We start from the raw sequence: 26,309 nt of genomic DNA on the forward strand, positions 1-26,309 counted from the left end.
AACAGAAATAAAAGATATTCTTTCGCTCTCGTTTCAAGGTTCCGGCTTGGGACGAGCGTTTTTAAATGTTTAATTATTGATGGCAATTATTGAAAATAGAGGTTGAGAAATGAGAATAATATTTGCGGGTGGCGGTACAGGCGGCCACCTTATTGCTGGAATTAGCGCTGCAGAAGAGATTCGCATGAGATTCCATAATGCAGAAATTATGTTTTGCGGCACGGAGAAAAAGTTTGAAGAGGAATATGTTGTACAACAAGGGTTTCGGTTTCAGAAAATACATGCAAAAAAATGGGAAAGATCATTTAAGGGGATTTTTGTATTCCTTAGAATGGCAATTTTAGGGGTGATTGAATCTCTTTTCCTGCAGCGAAAATTCAAGCCTGATATTGTAGTAGGGTTGGGGGGATATGCTTCTTTTGCGCCAATTATTGCGGCAAAATTACTGTGCATCCCTTCCGTATTGCTTGAACAAAATGTGGTGCCAGGTAAGGCGAATTTGTTTTTGGCAAGATGGGCGGATGAGGTGTGTTGCCATTGGCGTTCTTCTCTCAAATGGTTTGCAAAGGCAAAGAAGGTAAATGTTACCGGGACGCCTATCCGTAAGGGAATAGTGTCTGGCAGGAAGAAGAACTATTATGAAAAATTTGGTTTCGATAGCGCAAAATATACCATTGTAGTCACTGGTGGAAGCCAGGGCGCACAGGCAATTAATGAGGTTATGGTGAAAAGTCTACATAAACTGGAACCGTTTTCAGAGAAGATACAAATAATTCACTGTGCGGGCGAGCATGGATATGAATGCGTAAAAAAAGGATACAGGCAAACAAAGATTAATTCTTTTGTATGTAGTTTTCTAAATGAAATGGATGCGGCGCTTAATATAGCAGATATTGTTATATGCAGGGCAGGTGCAACAACAATTGCTGAAATTACCGCAATTGGTATTCCAGCTATTCTTATACCCTACCCTTACGCCGCCGATAATCACCAATACTGGAATGCAGTTGAAGTGGAGAAAAACGGCGGTGGATATTTATTGCCACAGATTGATTTAACGCCTGAAAAGATTGTTGAAATTATTATTGACCTTATCAGAAACAAGGAAAAATACGAGAGAATGAAGATGTTTAGTAAAGAAATGGGGCGTCCGAATGCCTCTGTTTGTGTTGTAGATACGATAAGCAGACTAATTAGCTACAGGGAGACGCGAGTAGCATTGCTCGCCAGATAACTCCTTTTTGGTAACACTTTAGCTTTTTGAAAAATTCCAATAATAGCGATGTTTGCCGTATAGTATAGGGGGCGAAGCATTTGCTACGAATAGTTATAAATGCGTTCATGCTCAAACGGACAAATGCTTCGCCCCTACTTTTTTTGTGAAAGAAGAACAAAATCCTGGTACGTGATTTTTGCTGTTAAAATAAGCAAAACCCATGTTTCAAAAAATAGTTTTAAAGTGGAGAAACGTGTATACAACATACAACAAAAACAATGGATATATCCTTAGCGCATACAACATCATCAGTTAATAACAGATTTTTTAATTACAAGCCTTTGCGCGGAAACCGTGTTTATTTTATCGGGATTGGCGGGAATGGGATGAGTGCGCTTGCACGTATTCTTGTGAGTGAAGGGTGTATTGTTGCCGGTTCTGATATTCTGCTATCGCCGCTTATTTCTTCACTGGAAAAAATAGGAGTGACGGTTAACTCAAAACAAGATGGAAGTATGATGTCATTGGAAACTGATATGGTGATAGTTTCTGCCGCGATTCAGGAGGGCAATCCGGAACTGAAAGTCGCAAGACAATTGGGCATTAAGGTGGTAAAATACTCTCAAATACTTGGCTCTTTAATGCAGGAAAAGAGAGGCATTGCAATTAGCGGTACACATGGAAAAACAACCACCAGCGCAATGATTTCCACTATTTTAAAAAAAGCGGAATTGGATCCTACCTATGTTATCGGTGGAGAAGTCCCTGATATCGGAGGAAATGCTCATTTAGGCAAGGGGAATTTGTTTGTGGCAGAGGCCTGTGAGTATAATAGTTCATTCCTCGACCTGGTTCCTTCCATAGGAGTGATTACAAATATAGAGGAAGACCATTTAGACTATTATGGCAATCTTGAGGAAATAGTAAATGCTTTTGGACATTTTGCAAACCTGATAGCAAAAAATGGTTTGTTAGTAGTGAATGATGACGACAGAAATGTTGCAGTTGCTGCGAAAAGATCCGTTTGTAAGAGAGAAACTTACTCACTACGGCATACTTCTCATTGGTATGCAAAAAAGATTCTTCCTACTACTCAGGGTATAAATAAATTCAGGGTTTACAATAGAGGCAAAATCTTCGGCGATTTTTGGTTAAAGATTCCAGGGTCGCATAACATATTGAATGCACTTGCCGCTATTGCCGTTTGTACATCTATTGGCGTTGATAAAGAAATTATAAAAACTTCATTGGAGTCTTTTAAAGGTGCAAAAAGGCGTTTTCAAATTGTTGCCATAAAGAATAATATTACAATAATTGATGATTATGCTCACCATCCCACGGAAATAGACGTCACCCTGAAAGCAGCGCGCGAGCTTTATCCCGCAAGAAAAATATGTTGTGTGTATCAACCGCATCAGTATAGCAGAACAAGGCATTTGTTGAAAAAACTCTCGGAATCGTTTTATCTTGCAGATAAAGTAGCGCTGGCAGATATTTATGAGTCACGCGACAATGATTTTGAAAAAACTTCAATTAGTTCATTAAAATTGTATGAAGAAATTCGCAAAACAGGCGTCGATATACAATATTATCCGCAAATGGAATACATTACAGACATGCTTTGTTTGAATGCGAAGCCTGGAGATGTTATTATTACGATGGGTGCGGGCGATATTTGGAAAGTGGCGCATGAACTTGCGGAAAGAATAGGAACAACATATAGTGCAGAAAAAAAGAATCAGGGGGCGTATTGCAATACGCCCCTACCGGGAATACTATAAAGCAGGCATAAAATGAGAACACGAAATATTGCAGTACTGATGGGGGGCGTTTCTCCTGAGCGTGAAATATCTTTAAGATCGGGTAATGCCGTAGCAAAGGCGCTAAAAGATGCGGGAAACAATGTTATTTGTATTGATGTAAAGGATGAAGACATAAAAGAACTCGATCATGAGGAGATTGATGTCGCATTCATTGCATTACACGGTTACTTTGGAGAAGACGGGGGGGTTCAGCAGCTTTTGGAAGTAAAAGGCATTCCCTATACAGGTTCAGGGGTTAACGCCAGCAGGATTGCCATGGATAAGGTGGAATCGAAACGATGTTTTTTGTATGCCGGACTCAAGACGCCGGAGTATTTCTTGCTAAAGAAACCCGTAAATCTGGCAGAGATAGAGCAAGAGATTCAAGAGTTTGGTTTGCCAGTAGTAATAAAACCAACGAACGGCGGCTCGAGCATAGGGGTATCCATAATTAAAGAGGGCAACAATTTTCATTATCATGTTGGAGAAGCATTAAAGTGTGGCGATGAAGCGTTTGTTGAAAGATATGTATCTGGCAGGGAGTTTACGATTGGAATACTGGATAGCAGGTCATTGCCAATTATAGAGATTTGTGTAGCAGATGATTTTTTTGATTATAATGCGAAATACAATAGCGGTAAAACAAGATATTTTGTAATAAATAAAACCTTTGAAAACAAAACAAACATATTGAATACCCCTTGTTGCGATGTTGGTTTTCTGGATGCTGCGTTGTATGATAAAGCTCAGGAATTGGCTATTGAGGCACACAATGCTATAGGTTGCAGAGGGTTTTCCAGAGTGGATATTTTGCTGGATAATAAGAATGATTTTTACATATTGGAAGTCAATACAATCCCGGGTTTTACAGAAAAAAGCTTATTGCCGATGGCGGCAAGGGCAGCAGATATTTCTTTCACATCATTATGTGAAAAAATTGTCGATCTTGCTTCACAAAAGAATTTTGTAAGTATAGATGGGTCGATTAAAAATTAAAAAATCTCTGAACCACACATTTACATTCAAATCTCTTGTGCCGTCTATTTTTGAAAAACTTCATTGGTTCCATCGGCAGCTATACCCCTTTTTATTAAAATTTGCGGGAGTGGTTTGTATTGTAATTTTTACCATTTGGGGACTAAAGGAAGTATGGAATACACTCACCGATTTAAGTATATTTAAAGTGAATCCTGCTACTTTGACATTTAATGTACCGCCATGGATGGATAATCGTTTTTCCGAAGATATAAAACAAGTAGAGGCATTGCATCGCCATTATAGTTTATATGAAAGGGACATAGCGAATAGGATAGCAACGATATATGGCGATATGGTAGTGATTAAAAAAGTCGATGTGGTAAAGCGTGTATTTCCCAATAAACTCAACATCAGGTTTACGATGCGCAGGCCGTTTGCTTTGATAAAAAAAGGGGAGAATTCTTATCTTGTTGATGAAGAAGGGGTATTGTTGCCAAAAGAATATTATAAATTCTCTGATGTCGATTATATAAGCCCTTACATTCAAAGCAGAAGGTTATCCAGGCTGCCATTGCCGGGAAAAGAGTGGAATGATAAGAAGATAAAGGCAGGAGTAGCATTGGTGAAATTTCTCAGGATAAATAACATACACAACCTCTTTGGAATTGTAACTGTGGATGTAACAAATGTGCATAGAGAGAAATATTCCCGGGGAAGTGATATTATTTTGTGGACGGAAAACAATACCCAGATTCGTTGGGGCTGCTCTTCATTATTCAAGTCTCCGGATGAGCTCACCGACGAAGAGAAACTTCAAAATCTCTTGAGTATTGCAAAGATTGAGGGTACGAGCTTGAAACAAATGGAGTACGTTGACGTGAGATGGAGCAAACCTGTCGGCAAAAGATGGGGAAACTAAAAGGCACAAGGGGGGGTAAAATTATTTGACATTTCATGCTATGGTGATAAAATTTACTAGGTTTTTTTAAGTGATTAGATAGATATAAGTTAAGAAAAATGTGCACACCTCTTGAAGTGGTATTGATTTTGATTGCCCGTTTTGCGAAGGTAATGAATATATCGAAAGAAAAGGGTTGTTTAATAGTATAAATGGAATAATATAATAAAGTATTAAAAGTATCATTGAAGTTGAGAAAGCCGGAAGTTGTTATAAAAATAGACAGAAGTTGCCACAGTAAAAGCACATCAACAAAATGCGGAAGTGGTGGAATCGGCAGACACGCTAGCTTGAGGGGCTAGTCCCTTAACCGGGGTGGGGGTTCAAATCCCCCCTTCCGCACCATTCGATATTCCCCCGCCAGTTAAATTTGGTATGACAATGCAATTGATGACACATCTACAAACATAAATAAAGGGCAGAAAGTAATGTTTGGATATTTTTCTCTTTTTGGAGAGGCAGCGTGGGAATGAATAAATGCACACGTGTTTTTATCATGATTGTTTTTGCACTTTTATCCGGGTGTAAAGAAACGCAGATAAAGCAAACAGATTTTACGCCTTTTAGAAAACCCATTTCGCTTTCAACTACCACGGAAAAAGTAGAAAAAAAATCGTGGGAATATGAAGTGATGCCGGAGAAGGAGGTTTTAGGAGGAAAGAAAGAGGGAGTACCGGATGAAATTATATATCCTTCTGAGTACAGAAGGCCTGAACCGGCGCTCTATAAACCAGCGTATACCGGGGAAAAAATTGATATTGCACTCAACTTTGATGATGCAGAAATCAAGGATGTGGTACAGGTAATATTGGGGGAAATTTTAAATGTGAATTATGTGTTGGATAAAAGAGTTGGGGGAAAAGTAAACCTTCATGCCAGCGGAGAAGTCTATAAAGAAGAATTGATCTCTATGCTTAATTCACTCCTTTATGTGTATAATTTTACGATACTGAAAGACGGGAATCTATACAATGTGCTGCCGCAGGCGGAAGCCAGACGGGAAACAAGTATCATTATACACGGAGATAAAATTCCCGAATGGAGTAAAGATATTATTATTCAAATTGTGCCATTGAAATATGCCGACCCGAAAAAATTGAGTTCAACCGTGAAGCAATTCATGTCTAGTATTGGAAATATTGTTACCCACGAAGACTTTCCCTATTTAATGATTATCGATAATGCCTCTGTAATGGAAAAACTGCTTACCATAATAAAAATATTTGATGTGCCTTTTTTAGCAGGGAAAGCCATGAGATTTTATGAGTTTAAATATGTTGATGCACGGAATATGTCGAAGGATCTTGGGAGTTTGGCAAAATCTTTAGGGGCAAAGGTCGGAGGGGACGGGGAATTTGATTTTGTGCCATTCTCAGATACAAATAAATTGATAGTGATTACGAAACTCCCGGAACTCTTGCCTAAAATAGACATGTGGATAAAAAATATCGATGTTCCTCCCACGCAGTTAGACGAGGAAATGAGAGTGTATATATATAAAGTTCAGCACCAGAAAGCAGAGACAATTGTGCCGATTATCACTCAGATGTATAGCGAAAAGATGGCGGCGCAGCCGAAGAAGCTTGGAAGAGATATAGTAGAATCAATGAAGGTGCTTGCGGACACTGAAACCAATTCGGTCATTATGAAGACCTTTCCCAGTGATTACAAGAGCATTAAAGCTATTATAGAAGCAATTGATGCAACCCCGCAACAGGTGTTTATAGAAGTATTGATTGTAGAAGTCACTCGTAACGATACATTAGACTACGGAACGGAGTGGTTGTGGTCGGGAAGTAATTTGCAAGTATATGGGGTAGGTGATATTGCAAGGGCTGCCGGTAATGCAGCGGTGCAGTTTACCAACACATTTGCGAAAGGGAGCTTTGAAATTCTTATTGATATTCTCGCCACAAGTTCTAATGCAAAAATACTTTCTGCGCCGCATATATTAGTACGGGACGAACAACCGGCAAGTATTCAGGTGGGAGAAGAGGTGCCGATTCTTACCAGTTCCGGCCAACAGACGGGCACTACGATTACTTTTGAACAGGTACAGTATCGTGATACTGGTATTATCCTTACCGTTACACCACATATTGCCGAAAATGGCCTTATTACACTGGAGGTAAATCAGGAAGTAAGCAATGCTAAACTAACAGACACAGGCGTTGAGAAATCCCCGACGTTTTCCACTCGTCAGGTGCAAACTTCGCTGGTGATAAAAAGCGGCCATACGATAGGTCTTGGTGGTATTATTGAACAAAAAAATGAGAAAGAGGTGAAAAAAATCCCTCTTTTGGGTGATATTCCCTATCTGGGAAATTTGTTTAAGGCGACATCGCTTATTGATAAGAGGACTGAGTTAATAATGTTAATTACACCATATATTGCAAATAACGCAGAAGATGCCGATTCGTTAACGCAGGCATTCGAGAAAAAATTGCAGGAAATTGATTTTCTGGTAAACCAGTAGGCAGGTGAGGTGATGAAATTCATTTTGTCTCAAAAAAGAAAAGGATTTACCCTGCTTGAGGTTATGGTTGCGATGGCAATTATCGGCGTTTCCATTGGTATTTTTTTCAGCATGGTGGGTAATTCTTCCAGAATTAGAGGGAAAATCGACGATCATACAAATTCGTTGTTGCTGGCAAGGACAAAAGCAGAAGAATCCTTTTTGGGAATACTTGATGGGATATACACCAGGCTGGATGAAAAAACAATATATGAGGGGGTTACCGAAAAGGGTGTTAAATGGAAAATCATGGAAATTGATAAATATAAAGAAGCACGTATGAGAGTTATGATGGGGGAGGAGGATGAGGAGCGAGAATTACCCCCGGAAGGTTATATGGCATTAAATACGCAAGTAGAGGGGATAACGATTGATACGGTAACATTTATCGAACAGAAGAGAAATGATACTATAAAGAAAAAGAAGAAGGGGAATGAATAGTAATTATTGTAGCGTATATGATGATGCGGTTGGCATACATGACAAAAAAGGCTTCACCTTATTCGAGTTACTAATAGCGCTTTTTGTTGGTATGGTGCTTGTTATGTCAGGGGTGTATGCGATCAGAATTGGCTTGTTTTCTATGGAAAAAGAGGGCGTTTGGTTCAGTGATTCCACAAGGGAAAAAGCGGCCTTTGATTTCCTTTGGCAGCAAGCGTCTGCCCTGTATAATCAAAAACTCCCGAAAGAAAACAGACTTCTAAATGATAATGTGAAAAAAAAGAAGGATAAAATGTTTGTTGGTGAAGAAGATTTTCTTGCTTTTGTCTCGCCGCTTTCTTTAAAAAAACATTATTCACAGGGATTGGTAATTGCAAATTATAAGGTGAAAATGAATGATGAGGGCAGGTTGGATTTGATTTATGTTGAAACACGATTGAATCCAAAATTGTTAATGGATTTGGCGGAAGGATTTAAAACGAATTTTCGTATGGAATCTAACGCCGTTTTGTATGAAGAGTATACGGTATTTTTTAATGACTGTACATCCGTTGCATTTGAATATTTAGTATCTGATGAGGACGCAATGGACGATGACGTGGATATTGCAGGAGGGGAAGTGTCTCCTTCTCAACAGAGTGATAATAGTAAAGAAGGCGTGAAAGCAGTATGGAAGGGAAAAATTATAGGGAAAATCCCGAAGGCAATAAAACTAACGGTAACAAAAAATGGGGAAGAACAAACGCTTATAACTCCAATTATGGCTATGTACTCGTTTTTAGCCTATGGACAATAGTAGTTATAGGATTTATCGCATTAAGTTTTACCCGCAATACCGGTATTGCGATAAAAACCGAATTGGCGTTTACTGAGCGTATAAAAAATGTTTATGCTGCCAGAGGGGCATGTATTTATGCGATAAAAATGCTATTGCTCCCGGAAAAACAGGTTAAAAAAACAGAGGATAATAAAAAAAAGCCGCGCGGGAAAGAGAAGAAGGGACAAAGTGTACGCCAATGGGTACCAAGCAATAAACCGTATTCTGTATTGATAGGGGATAGGAATTGTGATGTGCATATTTACGATGAAAGCGGCAAAATAAACATAAATAAGATTACTGATGAGACGAAACAGGGTTTTATTAAATTCCTTTTAGCCCTGAAGATCGAAGAACATGCAGCAGAAATTATAACGGATTCTATTTTGGATTGGGTGGATGAGGATGATTTGCACCATGTAAATGGAGCGGAAAAAAATTACTACAGCTCATTACCTGAACCTTACGAACCGAAAAATGGGGCATTTGAGATAATTGAAGAGTTAACATTAGTAAAGGGCGTTACCCCGCAAGTATTTGAATTATTACGGGAGCATGTAACCATCTATGGAGCCGGCAAAATTAATGTTAATTTTGCTTCTAAGGAAGTGTTGCTTTCCGTGCCCGACATTTCACCGGAAATAGTTGATGCGATTATTCAATATAGAGATGAAAACGGGAAAATAGAAAAATTCGGAGATTTAAAGGAATTATTCAGAGGGTATGGGGTCATAGGCAAATCCTTTCAGGAAGTGACGAAATATTTAACCGTGTACGATTCAAGTTTTTTGACAATTAATGCTCTTTCGCACCCTGAAAAATCAGAAAACTCTTATGGCTCTTACAAGATGATTGTGCGGAAAGGCAGCGGTGATTTTACTATTATTGCGGTATATCCTGATTAATAAGTGTCTGGCGAAGCCTCCGACCGATAAAAAGATATTTAAACCACAGATATAGGGTGGATTAAGCGATTGCGAATCCACCTTTCCTGTAAACACTATTGGTGGATTTTTGGTATATAAAAATTTTAAAATTGTAGAACGAAGCGCCTGCTTCGTTATGAGCGAAGTTGCACTTCGCCCTACATTCAGAAAATCGCCTAAGGACTAATGCTATGAGTAGGATTCCGTTTGTTGGTGTCTTTTCCCCCAGTGGCACTGGTTTATCTTTGCACGGGGATGATCTTGTTATTACGTTTGTTTCCAGGAAACTAATCAAATTATCGTATGAAACGTTTGTAGTAAAAGATTTTTTAATTAAAGATAGCCAGCAATTAAAACCCATTTTAGTGCAACAAAAGAAATTTGCCGGAGAGATAATCCTCTCCGTGCCCAGAGAATTATGTATTATCAGAGAAATAGAATTTCCCTATGCAAATATTAAAGAATTACGGGAAGCGTTATCATATCAGTTAGATAGTTTTATTCCTTTTAATAACGAAGATGTTTATTTTGATATTCACTTGCTTTCCCGCAACCGGCACAATTCAAAGGTACTCATTGTTGCGGTAAAAAAAGAGGCATTGGATGATATATTGTTGCGTTTGAAAGCTCTCGAAATAATGCCATCTCGGGTTATTATCACACCCTTCGCATTTATTCCTCTCATAGCAGACAAACGAGGCGCTGTTGCCGTTGTTAATAAAAATAAAAAGGATTACTGCTACAGCCTGTATGAAAATAGTTTCCTGAGGTCATCGTCGATTGTGAAGAATCTGGATGAGTTGACAAAACAGGTAAAGGCGAATGCTCCCGGAGCAGTTTTTTATATAAATAACGGTGATACAATTTTGCCGGAAGACTATTCTGTTCAAACAAAACGGATGGATGAGAATGCAGAATCATATGGCGCAGCGCTTTATGGCGTTTCTGGTTATCCGTGTAATATAAGCTTAATTAAGTTAAAGAGAAAACAACGCAATCCTCAAATATCGGCAATGTGTTTTTTGACAGGCTTCTTAATATTGTTTATTTTTTTGATACCCTATATTCAGAAAATGAATAACCTTACAAGAATAAAAACCGTGGATTCAATAATTAAATCATTAAAAAAAGAGATAAAGATTGTTGAAAATACAAAAGAGAGGATGGAGTTGTTGGAGAATACGGTGATTAATGTTGACAAAATCAGCGAAAAATACATTCCAAGAATTGATATTATCCTGGAATTAGCGAGAATTTTGCCGAACGACGCCTGGGCTAAAACCATTAAAATAGATAATAATCTGTTTGAGATAGAGGGTGATGCGGTATCTTCCACCCATTTAATACCCATTCTGGAAAATTCACCTCTTTTATCAGCGATTGGTTTAGCATCTCCTGTTACCAAAACGCAGAGCGGGAGGGAGAAATTCCGGATAAAGGGTAAGGTTGAAAGGCAGTAGTGATGGAAAAACTGATTGCTGTATTGAGAAGATTTAAAGTACGAGAAAGAGTTCTGCTGATTGGTGCAATACTCGTTCTCTTTTATATTGTCATCGATAGGGCAATAATTACCCCCTTCTTTACATCGATCAATGAAACGAAGCAGAGTTTAGAAACGAAAGAAAAACTGCTGGAGAAGAGTTACTCGTTTATTGCAAATAAAAAACGATACGAAGAACGATTGAGTGAGTTGGAACAATATTATGAAAAAATGAAGAAGAAGTTTTTTTATGAGGAGACGGAAGAACTTGCATCTGCAAAATTGCAGGAGATAGTAAATAATATTGCGAAAAAAAACGGTTTGGTGGTATCGAGAAGCACTGCACTAAAGAGAAATATCATCAATAAGAATCCGTATCTCATAGCATTATCAATTAATATTGAAATAAGCGATATCGCAAGTACGGAAGAATTGCGGAATTTTCTCTATGATATCGAATATGATAACGACAAAACACTTTTTATTGACAATCTCAGAATTAAAGTATTAGGTGTTACGGCAGTGAAGGGTGCGGTTCTTAACTCGACCTTAACAGCGGTTGCCTTTATAGAAAAGAAATCATAGAATAGCATAGACTGCACCGAACAAATCCAGTAATTTCTTTGCACACTTCCATTCGTCAGTGCGTGCTTTTTGGCAAAATATTTAATGCTTGCTTCTGCAGTCGGCAATCGGCTGTTGACCAATGACTAATGAATGACAGTTACAGTATAATCGCCTCATAATAAACGCTAATTTTCTTGACAATTCAACTTGTCAAACTAAAATGCCATAAGAACGGCGGCATTATTAATTATTTGAAAAGGAATTCGGGGAAAATAACATGAAAAAAACAAATTGCCATTTTGAATTTCTTTCGTGGTTAAAACCAATCTTCAGTTCTGCGTTTTTTTTTGCCTGTTGTTTTGTCTTGGTCAATGCGGGCTGCGGGAAAAAAGAAAGCCCTTTAACGGAAATAATTGAAATAGAACGAATAGAACCAGTTGCAGTAACGCCAGTTCCTTACGCGGTTACAATGGACACAAGGCCTCCTTTGGACATAAATGCCATTGCAGGCGTTCAAGCGCCGGAAACAACAGAAAAATCAATTCCTCCAGAAAAGCAACAAGCCGAACAACCTATTCAGGGAAAACCACTCACGGCAAATGATTATTACAACAAAGGATGTGAACTCTTTCAGCAGGGGTGGATAAACGAATCGACAGAAGCATTTAGTCTGGCGGTCAGTTTAGATCCGACGATGAAAGAAGCATTCAGGATGCTTGCTTTATCATATACTAAATCGGGCAAAGCAAACGAAGCGATTGCAAACTTCAAAAAAGTGATAGAATTAGATCCTCGCGACGCAAAAGCACTCCTTGAACTTGGAACTCTTTACTACAAGAACCGCATGGCCGATGACGCCATTGCTACCTTTGAAAAATATGTCTCGCTTGATCAAGGCAATGCCAATGTTTACTATAATATGGGATGTATTTATGGAGAAAAAAACAGGTTTGACAAAGCAGTAAAAGCATACCTTATGGCATTAACCATTAATCCGAATCATGTCCCAACGTATTACAATATCGGCGTAGCATATAATATGATGGAGAGATTTGATGAAGCCATTGAAGCGTTTAAAAAAGTTTTAAACCTTGACCCTGAAAATCATGATGCGCTGTACAATCTTGGATTTGCATATAATAAAAGTGGATTATACGGTGAATCTTTAGAAATTTGCAAAAGACTGACGGAATTAAACCCTGCAAACACCAATGTGCGCTTGTTGATGGGAGATTCATATAATAAACTCGGCAAACACGAAGAGGCGAAAAGAGAATTTGATATTTACAAAGAACTTGTATTTAAGAAATGAAATTATTTGTAACACTTTAGTTTTTTGAAAAATTCTAATAATAGCGATGTTTACCGCATAGTGTAGTGGCGAAGCATTTGCCCGTTTGGGTATGAATGCTTTTATGACAATTTGCAGCAAATACTTCGCCCCTAATTTTTCAAAAAACTAAAGTGTTACGATTATTTTGCTTATTACCACGCGTTGCGTCCTGATTGTGGATTATTTATTTTTATCCCCATTTGTGACTAAAGTTTATGGATGTTTCATTATGAAAAAAGTTTTGATTTTAATGTGCTTTTTTCTGCTAACGGGCAGTTTGTTTTCCGGCAGTTTCATTTACGCCCAAACAACACAGGGAAGTAATCAAACAGAGGAAGCCAAACAACCGCAACAATTTCAAACTTCCTCTCCCCTCCCGGAAATAACGCCATATCCACGGTCAAAACTAGAGATTATTCAATACATATTGCTGCCATTCGCCATTGGCGCATCGATCTGGCTCATCTTGCGGTTAGATAAACAGGAACAGAAAGAAAAAAACGAAAAGGAGGAAAACTAGTTTATGTGTGAAAAAAGAACCAAACTACTCTCTCTCATTGCTATTTTGGGAATAGTGTTTTTTTGCCGTGAAATGCACGCCCAATATACCATACAACTTGAGCGTCCCGGCAAACTGTTCAGTCCTGCAAAAATCCCGCTGCTTGAGAATCCGGAACGTGATGTCTGGCAAAAACCGGAATTACTGCTGGATGCGCTGGAAATCAAAAAAGGGAGCGTTGTTGCTGACATTGGAGCCGGTTCCGGATACCTTGTTATGAGACTCTTAAAACGTACCGGACCAACCGGGACTGTTTATGCCGTCGATATACAACAAGAAATGCTTGATTACATTAAAAACAGATTAAATGCGGAAGATGAAAAAACAGTTCGTCTCGTGCTGGGCGGCATGGACGACCCCTTATTGCCTGCAAATAGTATTGACACGGCAATCTTGCTAAGCATATACCATGAAATAGCGCATCCTGTCGATTTCATGAAGAAAGTGAAAGCATCACTGAAACCCGAAGGCCGGCTAGCAATTATAGAATTTAGCAAAGAGAGTCCCATTGGCCCACCGATCAATATCCGCTTGCCGGAAGAATTGGTTATCAACGAATTAAAACAGGCGGGGTTTACATTACAAAAGAAATATGACCTACTCCTTCCTTACCAGTATTTTCTGGTGTTTAGCCCAGAGGCATTATAGTCAACCTGTCCCTTAGGCTGGCACAGCCGGAATCAAACAAGCAATATATAAAAAATACGAAATTCGAAGTACGAAATACGAAACAAATCCGAATAACAAAGCATAAAATTCAAAACAAATCCAAAACTTACAATAATATGAAGCACGAAATGCGGGATACGAAAGGTGTACTTGTTTAGAATTTCAAATTATTTTGTCATTAGAAATTGTCTCGTATTTCGTGTTTCGTATTTCGGATTTCATCTAAGCCGGCACAGCCGAAATCAAACAAACACGAAATGCGGGATTCGTAATTACACTTATTCACACACCATGAAAATCAATGGAGTATATTTATGGCCAGAAAAAAAATAACCATTATTGGCGCAGGGAATGTCGGAGCCACATTGTCACAACGCCTTGCAGAAAAGGAACTCGGAGACTTGGTACTTTTAGACATAGTGCAGGATATGCCGCAAGGAAAGGCCTTGGACATCCTGGAGGCAGGTCCTGTTTATGGATATAATACGAAAATCACCGGTGCGAACGGGTATGAAGAAACAAAGGATTCGGATATAGTAGTTATCACCTCTGGTGTGTCGAGAAAACCAGGAATGAGCAGGGATGACCTGCTACAAATAAATACGGGTATCGTAAAAGGAGTTACTGAAAACATAGCAAAGACCTCGCCGAATGCCATTCTTATCATAGTGTCTAACCCACTGGATGCCATGACATATGTGGCTTACAAAATCAGCAAATTTCCCAGGCGTCGCATTATCGGAATGGCAGGCATTCTTGATGCTGCGCGTTTTAGCGCTTTTATTTCAATGGAGCTTGGTGTGTCCGTTGAAAATATCCATGCATTTGTCCTTGGAGGGCATGGGGATACTATGGTGCCCTCCACCCGGTATACCACTATTGCCGGCGTTCCTGTTGAAGAATTAATTCCACAGGAACGATTGAATGAAATTGTTGAGCGAACGAGAAATGGCGGCGCGGAAATTGTTAATTTGCTGAAAACCGGTAGCGCGTTTTACGCCCCTTCGGCAGCCGTTGTGGAAATGGTTGAGGCTGTTTTAAAAGACAAACGAAAGATAGCGCCATGCACCGCTTTGTGTGAAGGAGAATATGGAATAAATAATCTTTTTGTTGGTGTGCCGGTAATACTTGGATCCAATGGGGTTGAAGATATTTTTGAAATCAAGCTCAACGAAAAAGAGTCCGTTGCTTTACAAAAATCTGCTAATGAAGTAAAACAGCTATGCAATAAGGTTGACGCATTATTGGGACTTTAAAGCGTATCGCTTCTATTAAATAACTCACGAAGCAATCGCTTCGTGCTACAACTTTTTACGGAAAAGAGGGGGACTTTAATTCCTGGGCTAAATCCATGCGCAAAGTGGACAGTTTAGCGCAGGAATTATGTATGGTGTCTCCTGAATTACCTGCGGTTGGATTCTTTACTATTAAATCAATATGTGAAGTGTATAAAAAAAACTTATAATACCCTTCACCTCCCGACACTCTACTTCTCTTTTTACGTCATTGTTATGCAAAAAACAAACTGCCAATTAGGTGAGCCATAAGATGAAACTACTGTTGAAATATATGGATAGAATGCCTAAAATAATAATCGCAGCAAGCAGCTCTTTATTGGTTGTTTTTCTTGGCATTATAGACTATGCCTCAGGTTCCGAGATATCGTTTTCAATTTTTTATCTGTTGCCTGTGCTAATGGCAACGTGGTTCGCCAAGCGAAGATATGGAGTCGTAATCTCTGTTTTCAGTGCAATAACATGGTATCTGGCAGACATCAATTCTGGTCATGCATATTCGCATTATATAATTCCTGTCTGGAACTCGATTATGCGGTTAGGGTTCTTCTTAATTGTTACCTCCTCCATTGACAAAGTCAGAAATCTGTTAAATAAGGAAAAATCTATGGCGCGAAACGATTTTTTAACGGGAGTGGCTAATAGGCGTTTTTTTTATGAAATAGCTACAAAAGAAATAGAACGAATTGCAAGATTTATTCACCCATTGTCACTTGCTTATATTGATATCGATAATTTTAAGCAGGTAAATGATACCCTTGGTCACAGTGCCGGTGATAAACTCTTGCAAGTAGTTGCTGGCACAATAAAAGAAAACATTCGATCAATTGATACAGTATCGAGACTCGGAGGTGATGAATTTGCACTTCTAATGCCAGAAACAAATGCTCAAAGTGCTATTACAGCTTTAAATAAATTACGACATGCTCTTTTAGATATGGTGCATGAAAATAATTGGCCGGTGACTTTTAGCATAGGCCTTGTCACATGCTCCGAATCTTGCAAATTGAATGAATTAATAAAAGAAGCTGATAATCTCATGTACACAATAAAAGCGAGCGGAAAAAACAGAATTGAAAATAAAGTCCACTCATTTAATAAAACAAGTGCATAACATTTCAATCAAGGCTATGGGGAGTAAACGCTGTTTGGTTTTCAACAAGCTGGTTGCCATTGCGCCGTATTGTTTTCGTTAAGAGTTCATCAACCGCTGCAGATATCTTTGCGAACTATAATTGACTGGCATTTTCAGACCAGTAGTTAAGATGCATTTTGGGTAGGATATAATAACAATGGAGGTCTGAAAAATGAGAAAGAGTTCTAATACAGAATTTATGGCAAAAGTGGCATTAGAAGCGATCAGGGATGAAAAAACGCTAGCAGAGTTGTCATCACAGTACGAAATGCATAGGACGCAAATAGCAAAATGGCGTAAACGAGCGATAGAAGGATTAGGTGGGATATTTCAGGAGAAGGAGGCGAAGTTAGTCGGAGAGAAGGAGAAAGTAATAGATGAGTTGTATCGGCAAATAAGGAAATTGAAGGTGGAGAACGAATGGCTTAAAAAAAATCTACACAGATTGAGCATTCATGAGAAAAGGGGGATGATAGAGGTTTACAATAAGGAGTTAAGCAGTGTGACTTTTTTGTGGTTACAGAGATCAAACCGGTACTATTAGCCAGCCAGTGGTTTCGAGTGAGACCGTAAATATTTCTTAACCAAGTTGTATTCCACATACATTTCAAACCGGCTGAACTGTTGCTATGCTTACTGCACACATCCTCCCTCGGTGTCGGAATGTGTGTTGTAAACATAAAAGTTAAAGTCTTTTTAAAAAGACTAAAGAGTTACAAATATTTTAAAATATTTTTTTTGCCAAACCGCGATAATTTTCTTGACTAATTAATGTATTTTGGTAAAAGTGTGCATACAAAGGCAAACCAATCGTGAGGTTGGGACGCAAAGCCATGGGTCTTATTTTTTGGAAAGAATGCCAGGTTGCCACCTATAATGGTGTAAAAGCTGTTTATTGATCAGGCGCTGAGCCGGTAAGTATTTTGTTTGTAAAAGGTTTAGCTATAAACTTACGGTTGAATCCCTTTTATAAAATGTGATGCTTTATTGATTAGGTTCAAGATTTCAATAGGCTTTTAAGATAACCCAAAACCCAAGGCATATGTGGCATATTGTCTTGGGTTTTTTTATTTTACAATGGGTATAAAATTGTTGTTTTTGTTAGAGAAATTTTTTTTGGAAAGGAGTAAAATGATGAAAAGGAAATTAGTTTTAAGTGTATGGACGATTGTATTTACAGGTATTTATTTGTCGTTTGTAGTGGAGGGGGCTGGAGCGGATACCCTTTATAAAACCAGCCTTACCGTCAGTGATTCAAGCGCTTTTGATGGAGACAAATTAGATGCAAGTGTTGAAATAAACAAAAATGGAAAAGTAAAATTATCAATATCCAATTTAATACATCTTGATACACTACTGTATGCCAATAAAACATGTGCCTTGGTAATTGAAACAGAAGTGAACGATATCGCAAAGCCATATGAATTTCCATTTGAGATTGAAGAGGGAATTGCGTTGGAGGATATGGACCTTGTTCTTCAATCAGGCGATAAAGTGGAGATTGTAAGCGTCGTTATTAACGAAAAGGCTTCCCCTACAGGAACCCCAACGCCTTCTCCCATTGCCGTTGCTTCTCCTTTGCCGGCAGGTTCTCCAACTCCTGTTGCAACGGCATCTCCAATTGCAACCACCTCGCCCGTTGTGACGCCTACCGCAACTGTTGCGCCATACTCAACCTCTGTTTTGGAAGTTTCGGCAGAGATATCCGGGGATGATGTTGAATTGCTGGTTCCGGGAGGTTTGATTACTGATGCCGAAATAACGCCTACACCAACGTCATTTGCCACGCCTGCGGCAACGCCAACAGAACCTTCTGCAACTCCCACATCAACACCAGTCGAGACGCCTTCTGTAATAGAGGCATATGTGAGCTTCCAGTCAAAGACGATAAATCTTAATAGTAACGGTAAGTTTATTGCCAATATAAAACTACCTTCCACGCATAATATCGAAGATATAGTATGTGAAACAGTAGTGTGTGAAGGTGCTGTTGCAATTGATTGTGATGAAAAAAAGAATAAACTTAAGGTCAAGTTTAATATAAGTGATTTAGAAGTTGGTTTAGATTTAAAAACAAGTGAATCACAAAGTGTTGAATTTACCATTACAGGGGAATTATCAGATGGTACAAAATTCGAGGGAAGCGATACCGTTAAGGTGAAGGGAAGTAAGAAGGGAAAAAACGATGACAACGACGATGAAGACGAAGACGATGATGATGGCGATAAAGGCAAGGACAAGGGAAAAGGGAAAAATCGACGCTAATGAACAATCGTAGGATTGAGATTAAATTTGAATGGTTAATCAAAGATTTTATTCGGTTAGAGGTATCGTAGAGAAAGGAAAAAACCTTTCCCAACCTCTTGAAAGAGAGGTTGGGAGGCTTTTCCTTTTGGGAATGTTGCAGACTATTAAAAAGGGTTGATTAGTAATAAAAGCTGCTGCCGATAAGATAGTTTGGTCAAAATTTGATATCACTTAGGAGGTGAAAAGGAGATTATTATGGATAATACGTTGACAAATCTTGCGCAAAGCATGTCGAATAACGTGGTTATGGCAAAACAAGCCATGGAGTCAATGAAAACGGAAGGCGCTACAATTTTAAAGCTTATTGGGGATTCTGAAAGTGTGCGGACAGATAAGGGAGCAACTAATCCTGATGGTGTTGGTAAAAATGTTGACGTTTTCGCCTAGGAACTTGTCCATAAATATGGTCAAACAAATACTAACATTTTAATTTTTTGAAAAATTCCAATAATAACATTGTCTTGCCGCACGATATAGGGGCGAAGCATTTGCAATAACTGGCATACATGCGTTCATGCCCAAACATGCAAATGCTTCGCCCCTACGGTTTCAAAAAACTAAAGTGTTACAACAAATAAGGTTCTCGAAAGAAGAACAATAAAATTCATCGTAATAGGTGGCACGGACAAACTCTGTTTGTCCGTGTTGTTATGAGTTGAAGCAATTTTACTGACAAACAAGATTATCAGTGCTACCCATCAAGCTGTCTGAGCGCAACGCAAATGCAGGCATTCCCAAACAGGGGTTTTTGGTAACGAGTCGTGTTTCTGCAATTTAATATATTACGTTGAATAGTTACTCAAAAAACTATCAAAAGGAATAAAAAGAAGAATGACTTGAATACCCTGAGAATAGCGATAAAATAATATACTATTGCAAGCAAAAAAATAATAAACTACATGGGAAATCCATAGGGAATTATACTGTAAGAGCTCACAAATAGGGATTTCTAAAATTAGATTCAACTTTTGTTGACATAAATAGTTATAGCATTTCTTAAATCACATTTTGTGAACCCCTTGAGTATAGTATAGGATAATTCATCACAATAAGAGTAATTTATGTAACTTCTCAATAAGTTGTGTTTTTTATAATAATTTCTACCTTCCACCGTCCATAATCTGCAATTTGCCGACTGTACAGTATTCCACATTAATAAAGGGAGCAGGGGCGGTGTTTACCTCAACCTATTGAGAGTTCTTAATTTATGAGGTATTTTATTACCTATCCTTCCGTAAATAGCCGCATGGTAACCGGTAAAAATGTCCCCATAAACTATCTAATCTTTATTTCATGTTAAAGATAACAAAGGTTTCAGTTGTTCGATGCGAGGTCTATGACAAGGAAAAGATTTCTATTGCTCTTGCGCAAACGTTTGACTTTTTTGGCGGCCTTGGCAATGTAATAAATAAAGGGGCAAAAGTGCTCCTGAAACCGAACTTTTTGAAAGAAAGTAACTATGGCGATTGTACGGTCACCCACCCGCTTGTTATCGAGGGAATAGCGGAAAAACTATTAGAATTTGGAGCAACGCCAATAATTGGAGACAGTCCTGCTTTTGGGGCAGTGTCAAAGATTGTCAGACGTCTGAAGCTTGATACATTTGCGGAAAAACATGGAATCGACATTGTCGAGCTTGATAACGCACGCAGGGTAAAAGCGCAATGCGGGACAAAGACCTTTAACTTAACGGTTTCCGGAAAGGCGTTAGATGTTGATGCTATTATAAATATTCCAAAACTTAAGGCGCATGTACAATTGTTATTTACCGCCGCAGTTAAAAATATGTATGGTTGTGTCAGTGGCAAAAGAAAGGTATGGAGGCATTTCCGGTCAAATAACGACATCAGATGGTATACGGAAATGTTATTGGCAAACTATCATAGGGTAAAACCATCATTTACTATTGTGGACGCTGTTATGGCTATGGAAGAGCGGGGACCTTCGGGCGGGGTTCCCAGAAATGTGTCACTGTTAATTGGTGGAAAGGATTGCATTGCCATTGACCGCGTTATTGGAGTATCTCCCTCACAGTCGCCTATTTTACAAACAGCAAAATTGCATAACATAGGAGAGCAAGATTTGAACAGAATAGAAATTCATGGTGAATCATTGTCTGCCGCAAAGGTGAACAATTTCAGGCTTCCGAAATTAACACCAATAGGGTTCGGTTTTTTTAGAGTAGTAAAAAGTCTTTTAAAACACTTGTTGATGAAAAATTTCGGGAAAACAGCGTGTATCCTTTTTTTTTGTATCTTAACGTTAACTCTAAATGCTTTTTCTGAGGAAGAAAAGGTGACGAGATTAAAACATTTTCCGCAAAAAGTGGAGGTTGAGGATATTGTTCACGTGCCGACAGGGATAATAATGAATTTTACTGATGTATTAAAATTCTTTGATTCCGCCGGCATCATCTACGTGGGGGAAATACATGCCGTCGATGCTACTCATAGGGCGCAGTTAAAGGTATTGCAGGCGTGTTATGAAAAATACGGAGAAAATCTTGCTATAGGCATGGAAATGTTTACAAGACAGTATCAACCTTTTTTGGACCAATGGGTTGCCGGAGAGATTGACGAGAAGAAATTTCTGGAATATACAGACTGGGATAAACAATGGGGATTTGACTATTACTTGTATAAAGATATATTGGACTTCGCAAGGGAAAAAAAGATCAGCGTACGTGCGTTAAATGCGCCAAAAGAAGTGGTTAAAATGGTGAGCGAAAAGGGGCTTGAATCTTTAACGGAGGAAGAAAAAGCACAACTCCCAGAAATAGATACAACAGGTTTTTTCCACCGTATTTATTTGCAGGAAGTTATCGGCGGCCATATGCACGGGAAGGAAAATCTGGAAAAATATAATAATGTGCAGTGCCTTTGGGAAGAGTATATGGCGCAATCAATTGTGGACTATTTATCCTCATGGGAAGGTAAGGGTAAAAAAATGTTGGTTTTTGTGGGGAACGGCCACATAATCTACGATTTTGGCATACCGGCCAGGGTGTTCAGGCGCACTTTATTGCCGTATTATACTATCTACCCTACCGTGTTTAACGGCGGGATGCCGGGCGGGGACCATCACATGTTTATCTCTTCAATCCCCCTGGAGCCGGCGGATTTTATCTGGGTTGTAGCAACTACAACATCACAAACAAAGAGAATATATCTTGGCGTACATATACAAAACAGGGATGATAAGAAATTAATTATACAAAAATTAAGTGAAGGCAGTCCTGCGGAGAAGGCAGGACTTATGGCAGGCGATGTTATCTTGGCGGTTGACGGCAAGGCGATGAATACTGTCGCTGAATTGGTACACTACCTTCAAACAAAGCAGTTTGGGGATTCGTGTACCGTTAACATAGACCGCGACGGCACTAAAATTACGTATGCAGTTACATTGTTTGAAATGAAATAAGGTGCGGTAAAAAAGGAGCATTATTGTTGATATGAAGAAAGAACCGATTCCCATCAGGATAGAAGAAGAATTGCACCGTTGTCCTCAGTGTGGATACGAGGATGGTTTTCATATGTCATTTATAAGGAGAGAAAAGAAGAAAACCGGGATTATCCTGATATGCCCAAGCTGTCACGCAAGGTATGACCCTGATTGGAGTATCGAATATTAATGGGAAAAGAAGGGGAAATTCCGATCTAACCATTCTCGTCAATATATATCCTTGGTACCCGGTAACTCACATTACAGGTTATTTCATAGGGAATGGTTTTTCGCTGCTCTGCAACAGATTCTATTGAAATAGTTTCTTTTCCCTGTCTGCCATAGATCACGACTTCGTCTCCCACCGATACGTTTTTTATCGTGGTTACGTCAATAAAACATTGATCCATACAAATTCTTCCGATAACAGGAACCTTATTTCCCCGCACAATGACCCTTCCCTGATTTGATAATAACCGGTTGTATCCATCATCGTAACCTAAAGGCAGCGTCGCTACACGGGTAGTCCGGGTGATTTTATATGATCCGCCATAGCCCAAAGTCTCTCCCGGTTCCATTGTTTTGATATGTATAATCCTTGTTTTTAAACTCATAACAGGTTTAACAGACAGGTTGCGCGATTCTTTATCTGATACGTGTAAACCGTAGAGTGAAAGGCCAGGCCTTGCCATGGTAAAATACGAGTCATTGTAACGCAGTATTGATCCGGTATTTGCCATATGCTTCAGCGGAATTATTATACCAGCCGTATCAAGTTTCGCAATAATGTCCTTGAAATTTCTTATTTGCCGTTCCGTGTTAGTGGAATCATTATCGTCCGCAGAAGAACAGTGTGTGTAAATCCCTTCGATAACGAGGCCGTTCATTTCGGTCAGATGTTTTATACATTCAAAAGCGACGTCATGTCTCACTCCCGTGCCGCCCATTCCCGTATCGATATAAACGTGGACATTAACGGTTTTTCCGGCAGAATGTGCATGATGTGCAAGTTTTTCGGCAAGTGTCAGATCGTAAACGGTTGGCGTGAGGTTGTAGTGAATAATCGCATCAATTTGTTCTTCAAAGAAACCGCCAAAGAGGAGTAACGGAGAAGTGATTCCTTTTTCCCTAAGGTGGACGCCTTCTTCGAGAATGGCGATGCCGAGCATTTCAACGCCATTTTTTACCAATAGCGCACCAATTTCGTAATCACCGTGACCGTATGCATTTGCCTTTACAACGCCAAGGATTTTTATGTTTGCCCCGATGCGTCTTCTTATTTCCTGCAGATTATGTCTCAGGGCGGAAAGGTCAATCTCCGCCCATGTAGGCCTGTGCATGGAAGAGTCACTCCTTATCGTGGCGAATGTTCATTCAAAAATCCAATGTTACACAATACTTCAATTAATCTGTCAAGATGGTGTTTCTCGTGATTTGCCATAAGGGAGACACGCAAACGGCAGGTTCCCTCGGGAACGGTTGGAGGCCTGATTGCGGGAATTAGTATGCCGTTTTTAAATAGTTTCAGTGAAAGAGACAGTGCGTCTTTGGCTGACCCGGCAACAAAGGGGAAGATAGGGCTTTCGCTGGTAATGGCAGGGGTAAAATGAGACAAACGGGCGTTGAGATAACGGATATTTTCCCACAAGTTATTCATTAGGGATAAATCTTTCCGGATTAGGCCCAGTCCGGCCAGTGACGCTGCGCATACGGCCGGTGGCAGGGCGGTGGTATAAATAAAATGCCGTGCCTTGTTTTTTAAGAAATCAATGAGCTGCTGACTGCCGGCAATAAATCCGCCAACACTGCCAACAGCCTTGCTTAATGATCCCATGATGATTTCCACCTGTCCTTCCAGTCCGTAATGTTCAATCAATCCTCTGCCGTTTTCCCCGAATACCCCGGTAGCATGGGCGTCATCCACCATGAGCAGCGCGTCGTACTTTTTTGCGACGCTGGCGATTTCCACTAAGGGGGCAGTATCGCCATCCATACTGAATACACTGTCTGTTACTACCAGTTTTCTGCGGTATGATGAAGACCTCTGCAGCAATGACTCCAGTTTATTTATATCTTTGTGTGGATAAACACGGAACGTTGCGCCGGAATATAGGCATCCGTCAATAATACTTGCATGGTTCAGCTTATCGCCGATAACGATGTCTTCTTTCGAGACAAGTGTACATATTGCACCAAGATTCGCCATATAGCCCGTGGGGAAAAGCAATGCGGCCTCTGTTTTTTTGAGTTGGGCAATGTTCTTTTCCAGTTCTGTGTGCAGGGACATAGTGCCGGATACCAGCCGTGATGCGCCGGTTCCACAGCCATACTGGCGTATAGCCTCTATGGCTGCCTGCTTTACTATGGGATGGTTGGCAAGTCCCAGATAATTATTTGAGCAGAAAGAGAGATAGGGTTTTTCATTTATCTGTACAGTTGGCTCCTGAGCGCTTTCAATCGTTATGTAATCACGCAGTAGGGAGCGGTCTTTTAATTCATCTAATATGCCGGAAATAAATTCCATAGTCATAACATAAACACCTTTTCGTTTTCCGGTAACACTTTTTTTGGCAAAATATTTAGAGGTGCTATCCGATTATTGTGAAATCCTAAGTCCTCAATACACACGCAAAATTACGAAAGGGGAACCGCAGATTACACAGACTTCGTCGTGAGCTAAGTCGAACGATTACACAGATTTTCAGGTGTTTTCAGGTTTGCAAACCTGAAAACACCATGAGGCTTGTTTTGAATTTCAAATCATTTCGTCATTAGAAGTTCTTTCTAATTCTAACCCCAGGTCTTTTATCATTTGCAGGTCTTCCTCTCCTGGTTTCCCTTTTGTCGTTAAATAATTTCCAATCATTGTGCTGTTTGCCCCGGCGTAAAACATCCATGATTGCAGGCTTCTCAGATTCTTTTCCCTGCCGCCGGCGATTTTGATTTCTTTATCAGGCAAAATAAACCGGAAGAGAGAGATAATTTTTAATATTTCCATAGGAGTCAGAACTGAGCGGTTTCCCATAGGGGTGCCTGGGATGGGATGTAGAAAATTGAGTGGCACGGAATCGACGTCTAATTTTTTCAAAGTAAATGCAAGATGAATACGATCCTCCGTTTCTTCGCCAATGCCAAATATTGCACCACAGCAAATTTCGAGTCCGGCTTGTTTTGATGCGTATATTGTGTTTAAACGGTCAGCGTAGGTATGGGTAGTGCAAATGTTGCGGAAAAATCGTTCGGAGGTTTCCAAATTGTGATTTATTCTCTTTAAACCGCTCTTTGCCAGAGCATCCGCCATTTCTCTTGTTAATACGCCGAACGAGCCGTGTGGATGTATGTGTGCATCGCGGGAGATGGTACTTATTGCGCGGCACACACGGTCCAATTCATTTTCATTGTCAATACTATATCCGCTGGTAACGATGCCAAGCGAGTGGGCACCGGTATTTTCCGCGTACAATGCGGCATCGACTATCTTATTTTCTTCAATGAGATTATATTTTTCAATTGCCGTGGGATAATATGAAGACTGGGAACAAAAGGCACAGTCTTCTGTACACGTTCCCTGTTTGGCACTTACAATAGAGCATGCCTTTACTGTTTGCCCGAAATATTTCAGGCGAATTCTGTTTGCCCAATAAAAAAGATCATACACTTCGTCGTTTCCTGCCTGCGATAGATAAATGGCGTCTTCATGGCTGATCTCATTGTTCTGTAACGATTGTTGGGCGATTGTTTCTATCCGGTTATGCATAATTTTTGGTCATTGGTCATTGGTCATTGGTTATTAGTTATTCGTCCTTTTGCAGGGACGTGGTACTCCGTGCTCCTACTATTTTTTTTTTAATCGGTGTAATCGTTCGACTG

23 protein-coding genes, 1 tRNA gene and 1 riboswitch are annotated in these 26,309 nt (G+C 39.5%); of the genes, 21 read left to right on the forward strand and 3 right to left on the reverse strand.

Translation table 11 applies throughout. The features are described from left to right. Window positions 1-109: 109 nt before the first annotated feature. The 21 genes from murG to KSMBR1_RS16975 all read left to right on the forward strand — a co-directional run bounded on the left by murG (window position 110) and on the right by KSMBR1_RS16975 (window position 22,629). Window positions 110-1,234, forward strand: a complete 1,125-nt coding sequence (gene murG / locus KSMBR1_RS16875; protein ID WP_099326368.1) for an undecaprenyldiphospho-muramoylpentapeptide beta-N-acetylglucosaminyltransferase — start codon at window positions 110-112, stop codon at window positions 1,232-1,234. 260 nt (window positions 1,235-1,494) lie between these two features. After that, window positions 1,495-2,997: a UDP-N-acetylmuramate--L-alanine ligase gene (gene murC / locus KSMBR1_RS16880; RefSeq protein WP_099326369.1), complete on the forward strand. Its 1,503-nt coding sequence runs from the start codon at window positions 1,495-1,497 to the stop codon at window positions 2,995-2,997. A gap of 12 nt (window positions 2,998-3,009) precedes the next feature. Continuing rightward, window positions 3,010-4,014: a D-alanine--D-alanine ligase gene (locus KSMBR1_RS16885; RefSeq protein WP_099326370.1), complete on the forward strand. Its 1,005-nt coding sequence runs from the start codon at window positions 3,010-3,012 to the stop codon at window positions 4,012-4,014. Beyond that, on the forward strand, window positions 3,995-4,915 hold the full coding sequence (locus KSMBR1_RS16890; RefSeq protein WP_099326371.1) for a cell division protein FtsQ/DivIB: 921 nt from the start codon (window positions 3,995-3,997) through the stop codon (window positions 4,913-4,915). The genes KSMBR1_RS16885 and KSMBR1_RS16890 overlap by 20 nt, the downstream gene beginning before the upstream one ends. Before the next feature lie 297 nt (window positions 4,916-5,212). Then, window positions 5,213-5,299 (forward strand) — tRNA-Leu (locus KSMBR1_RS16895). 124 nt (window positions 5,300-5,423) lie between these two features. After that, the gene (gspD, locus tag KSMBR1_RS16900) at window positions 5,424-7,430 is read left to right on the forward strand and encodes a type II secretion system secretin GspD (RefSeq protein WP_099326372.1); all 2,007 of its coding nucleotides are present in this window, start codon (window positions 5,424-5,426) and stop codon (window positions 7,428-7,430) included. A 12-nt stretch (window positions 7,431-7,442) separates the two neighbouring features. Further along, window positions 7,443-7,910 (forward strand): pilus assembly FimT family protein, encoded by a 468-nt coding sequence (locus KSMBR1_RS16905; protein WP_099326373.1) that lies wholly within the window; start codon window positions 7,443-7,445, stop codon window positions 7,908-7,910. After that, the gene (locus KSMBR1_RS22520; RefSeq protein ID WP_099326374.1) at window positions 7,903-8,706 is read left to right on the forward strand and encodes a prepilin-type N-terminal cleavage/methylation domain-containing protein; all 804 of its coding nucleotides are present in this window, start codon (window positions 7,903-7,905) and stop codon (window positions 8,704-8,706) included. The genes KSMBR1_RS16905 and KSMBR1_RS22520 overlap by 8 nt, the downstream gene beginning before the upstream one ends. A 128-nt stretch (window positions 8,707-8,834) precedes the next feature. Beyond that, window positions 8,835-9,632 carry a type II secretion system minor pseudopilin gene (locus KSMBR1_RS16915; protein ID WP_230408088.1) on the forward strand — a complete coding sequence of 266 codons (798 nt, stop codon included), beginning with the start codon at window positions 8,835-8,837 and terminating at the stop codon, window positions 9,630-9,632. Between the two features lie 212 nt (window positions 9,633-9,844). After that, a complete protein-coding gene (locus KSMBR1_RS16920; protein WP_099326376.1) occupies window positions 9,845-11,113 on the forward strand; it encodes a PilN domain-containing protein in 1,269 nt (422 codons plus the stop codon). A 2-nt stretch (window positions 11,114-11,115) separates the two neighbouring features. Next, window positions 11,116-11,718, forward strand: a complete 603-nt coding sequence (gene gspM / locus KSMBR1_RS16925) for a type II secretion system protein GspM (protein WP_099326377.1) — start codon at window positions 11,116-11,118, stop codon at window positions 11,716-11,718. Window positions 11,719-11,977: 259 nt separating this feature from the next. Next, window positions 11,978-13,012 (forward strand): tetratricopeptide repeat protein, encoded by a 1,035-nt coding sequence (locus tag KSMBR1_RS16930; RefSeq protein WP_099326378.1) that lies wholly within the window; start codon window positions 11,978-11,980, stop codon window positions 13,010-13,012. Window positions 13,013-13,262: 250 nt separating this feature from the next. Next, window positions 13,263-13,553, forward strand: a complete 291-nt coding sequence (locus KSMBR1_RS16935; RefSeq protein ID WP_157820684.1) for a hypothetical protein — start codon at window positions 13,263-13,265, stop codon at window positions 13,551-13,553. Between the two features lie 3 nt (window positions 13,554-13,556). Next, on the forward strand, window positions 13,557-14,240 hold the full coding sequence (locus tag KSMBR1_RS16940) for a class I SAM-dependent methyltransferase (RefSeq protein ID WP_099326380.1): 684 nt from the start codon (window positions 13,557-13,559) through the stop codon (window positions 14,238-14,240). A gap of 335 nt (window positions 14,241-14,575) precedes the next feature. Then, a complete protein-coding gene (gene mdh, locus KSMBR1_RS16945; RefSeq protein WP_099326381.1) occupies window positions 14,576-15,517 on the forward strand; it encodes a malate dehydrogenase in 942 nt (313 codons plus the stop codon). Between the two features lie 322 nt (window positions 15,518-15,839). Next, window positions 15,840-16,670: a GGDEF domain-containing protein gene (locus KSMBR1_RS22525; protein WP_157820685.1), complete on the forward strand. Its 831-nt coding sequence runs from the start codon at window positions 15,840-15,842 to the stop codon at window positions 16,668-16,670. A 193-nt stretch (window positions 16,671-16,863) separates the two neighbouring features. Continuing rightward, entirely contained in the window at window positions 16,864-17,235 is a 372-nt protein-coding gene (locus KSMBR1_RS16955) for a hypothetical protein (protein ID WP_099326383.1), read from the forward strand. 246 nt (window positions 17,236-17,481) lie between these two features. Further along, a riboswitch (cyclic di-GMP riboswitch) is annotated at window positions 17,482-17,563 on the forward strand. A gap of 259 nt (window positions 17,564-17,822) precedes the next feature. Next, window positions 17,823-18,956, forward strand: coding sequence for a hypothetical protein (locus KSMBR1_RS16960; protein ID WP_157820686.1), 1,134 nt, complete (start codon window positions 17,823-17,825; stop codon window positions 18,954-18,956). 237 nt (window positions 18,957-19,193) lie between these two features. Next, a complete protein-coding gene (locus tag KSMBR1_RS16965; RefSeq protein WP_099326385.1) occupies window positions 19,194-19,385 on the forward strand; it encodes a hypothetical protein in 192 nt (63 codons plus the stop codon). A 906-nt stretch (window positions 19,386-20,291) separates the two neighbouring features. Next, window positions 20,292-22,418, forward strand: coding sequence for a ChaN family lipoprotein (locus KSMBR1_RS16970; protein WP_099326386.1), 2,127 nt, complete (start codon window positions 20,292-20,294; stop codon window positions 22,416-22,418). Between the two features lie 31 nt (window positions 22,419-22,449). Next, entirely contained in the window at window positions 22,450-22,629 is a 180-nt protein-coding gene (locus KSMBR1_RS16975; RefSeq protein WP_099326387.1) for a hypothetical protein, read from the forward strand. 25 nt (window positions 22,630-22,654) lie between these two features. On the opposite strand, the gene alr is transcribed toward KSMBR1_RS16975, so the two are convergent. The 3 genes from alr to bioB all read right to left on the reverse strand — a co-directional run bounded on the left by alr (window position 22,655) and on the right by bioB (window position 26,196). Beyond that, window positions 22,655-23,779: an alanine racemase gene (gene alr / locus KSMBR1_RS16980; RefSeq protein WP_099326388.1), complete on the reverse strand. Its 1,125-nt coding sequence runs from the start codon at window positions 23,777-23,779 to the stop codon at window positions 22,655-22,657. Between the two features lie 14 nt (window positions 23,780-23,793). Next, the gene (bioF, locus tag KSMBR1_RS16985) at window positions 23,794-24,969 is read right to left on the reverse strand and encodes an 8-amino-7-oxononanoate synthase (protein WP_099326389.1); all 1,176 of its coding nucleotides are present in this window, start codon (window positions 24,967-24,969) and stop codon (window positions 23,794-23,796) included. A gap of 225 nt (window positions 24,970-25,194) precedes the next feature. Beyond that, complete coding sequence (gene bioB, locus KSMBR1_RS16990; RefSeq protein ID WP_099326390.1) at window positions 25,195-26,196, reverse strand: biotin synthase BioB; 1,002 nt, start codon at window positions 26,194-26,196, stop codon at window positions 25,195-25,197. Between the last annotated feature and the right edge of the window lie 113 nt (window positions 26,197-26,309).

It is taken from the genome of Candidatus Kuenenia stuttgartiensis, assembly GCF_900232105.1.
Taxonomy (GTDB): domain Bacteria; phylum Planctomycetota; class Brocadiia; order Brocadiales; family Brocadiaceae; genus Kuenenia; species Kuenenia stuttgartiensis_A.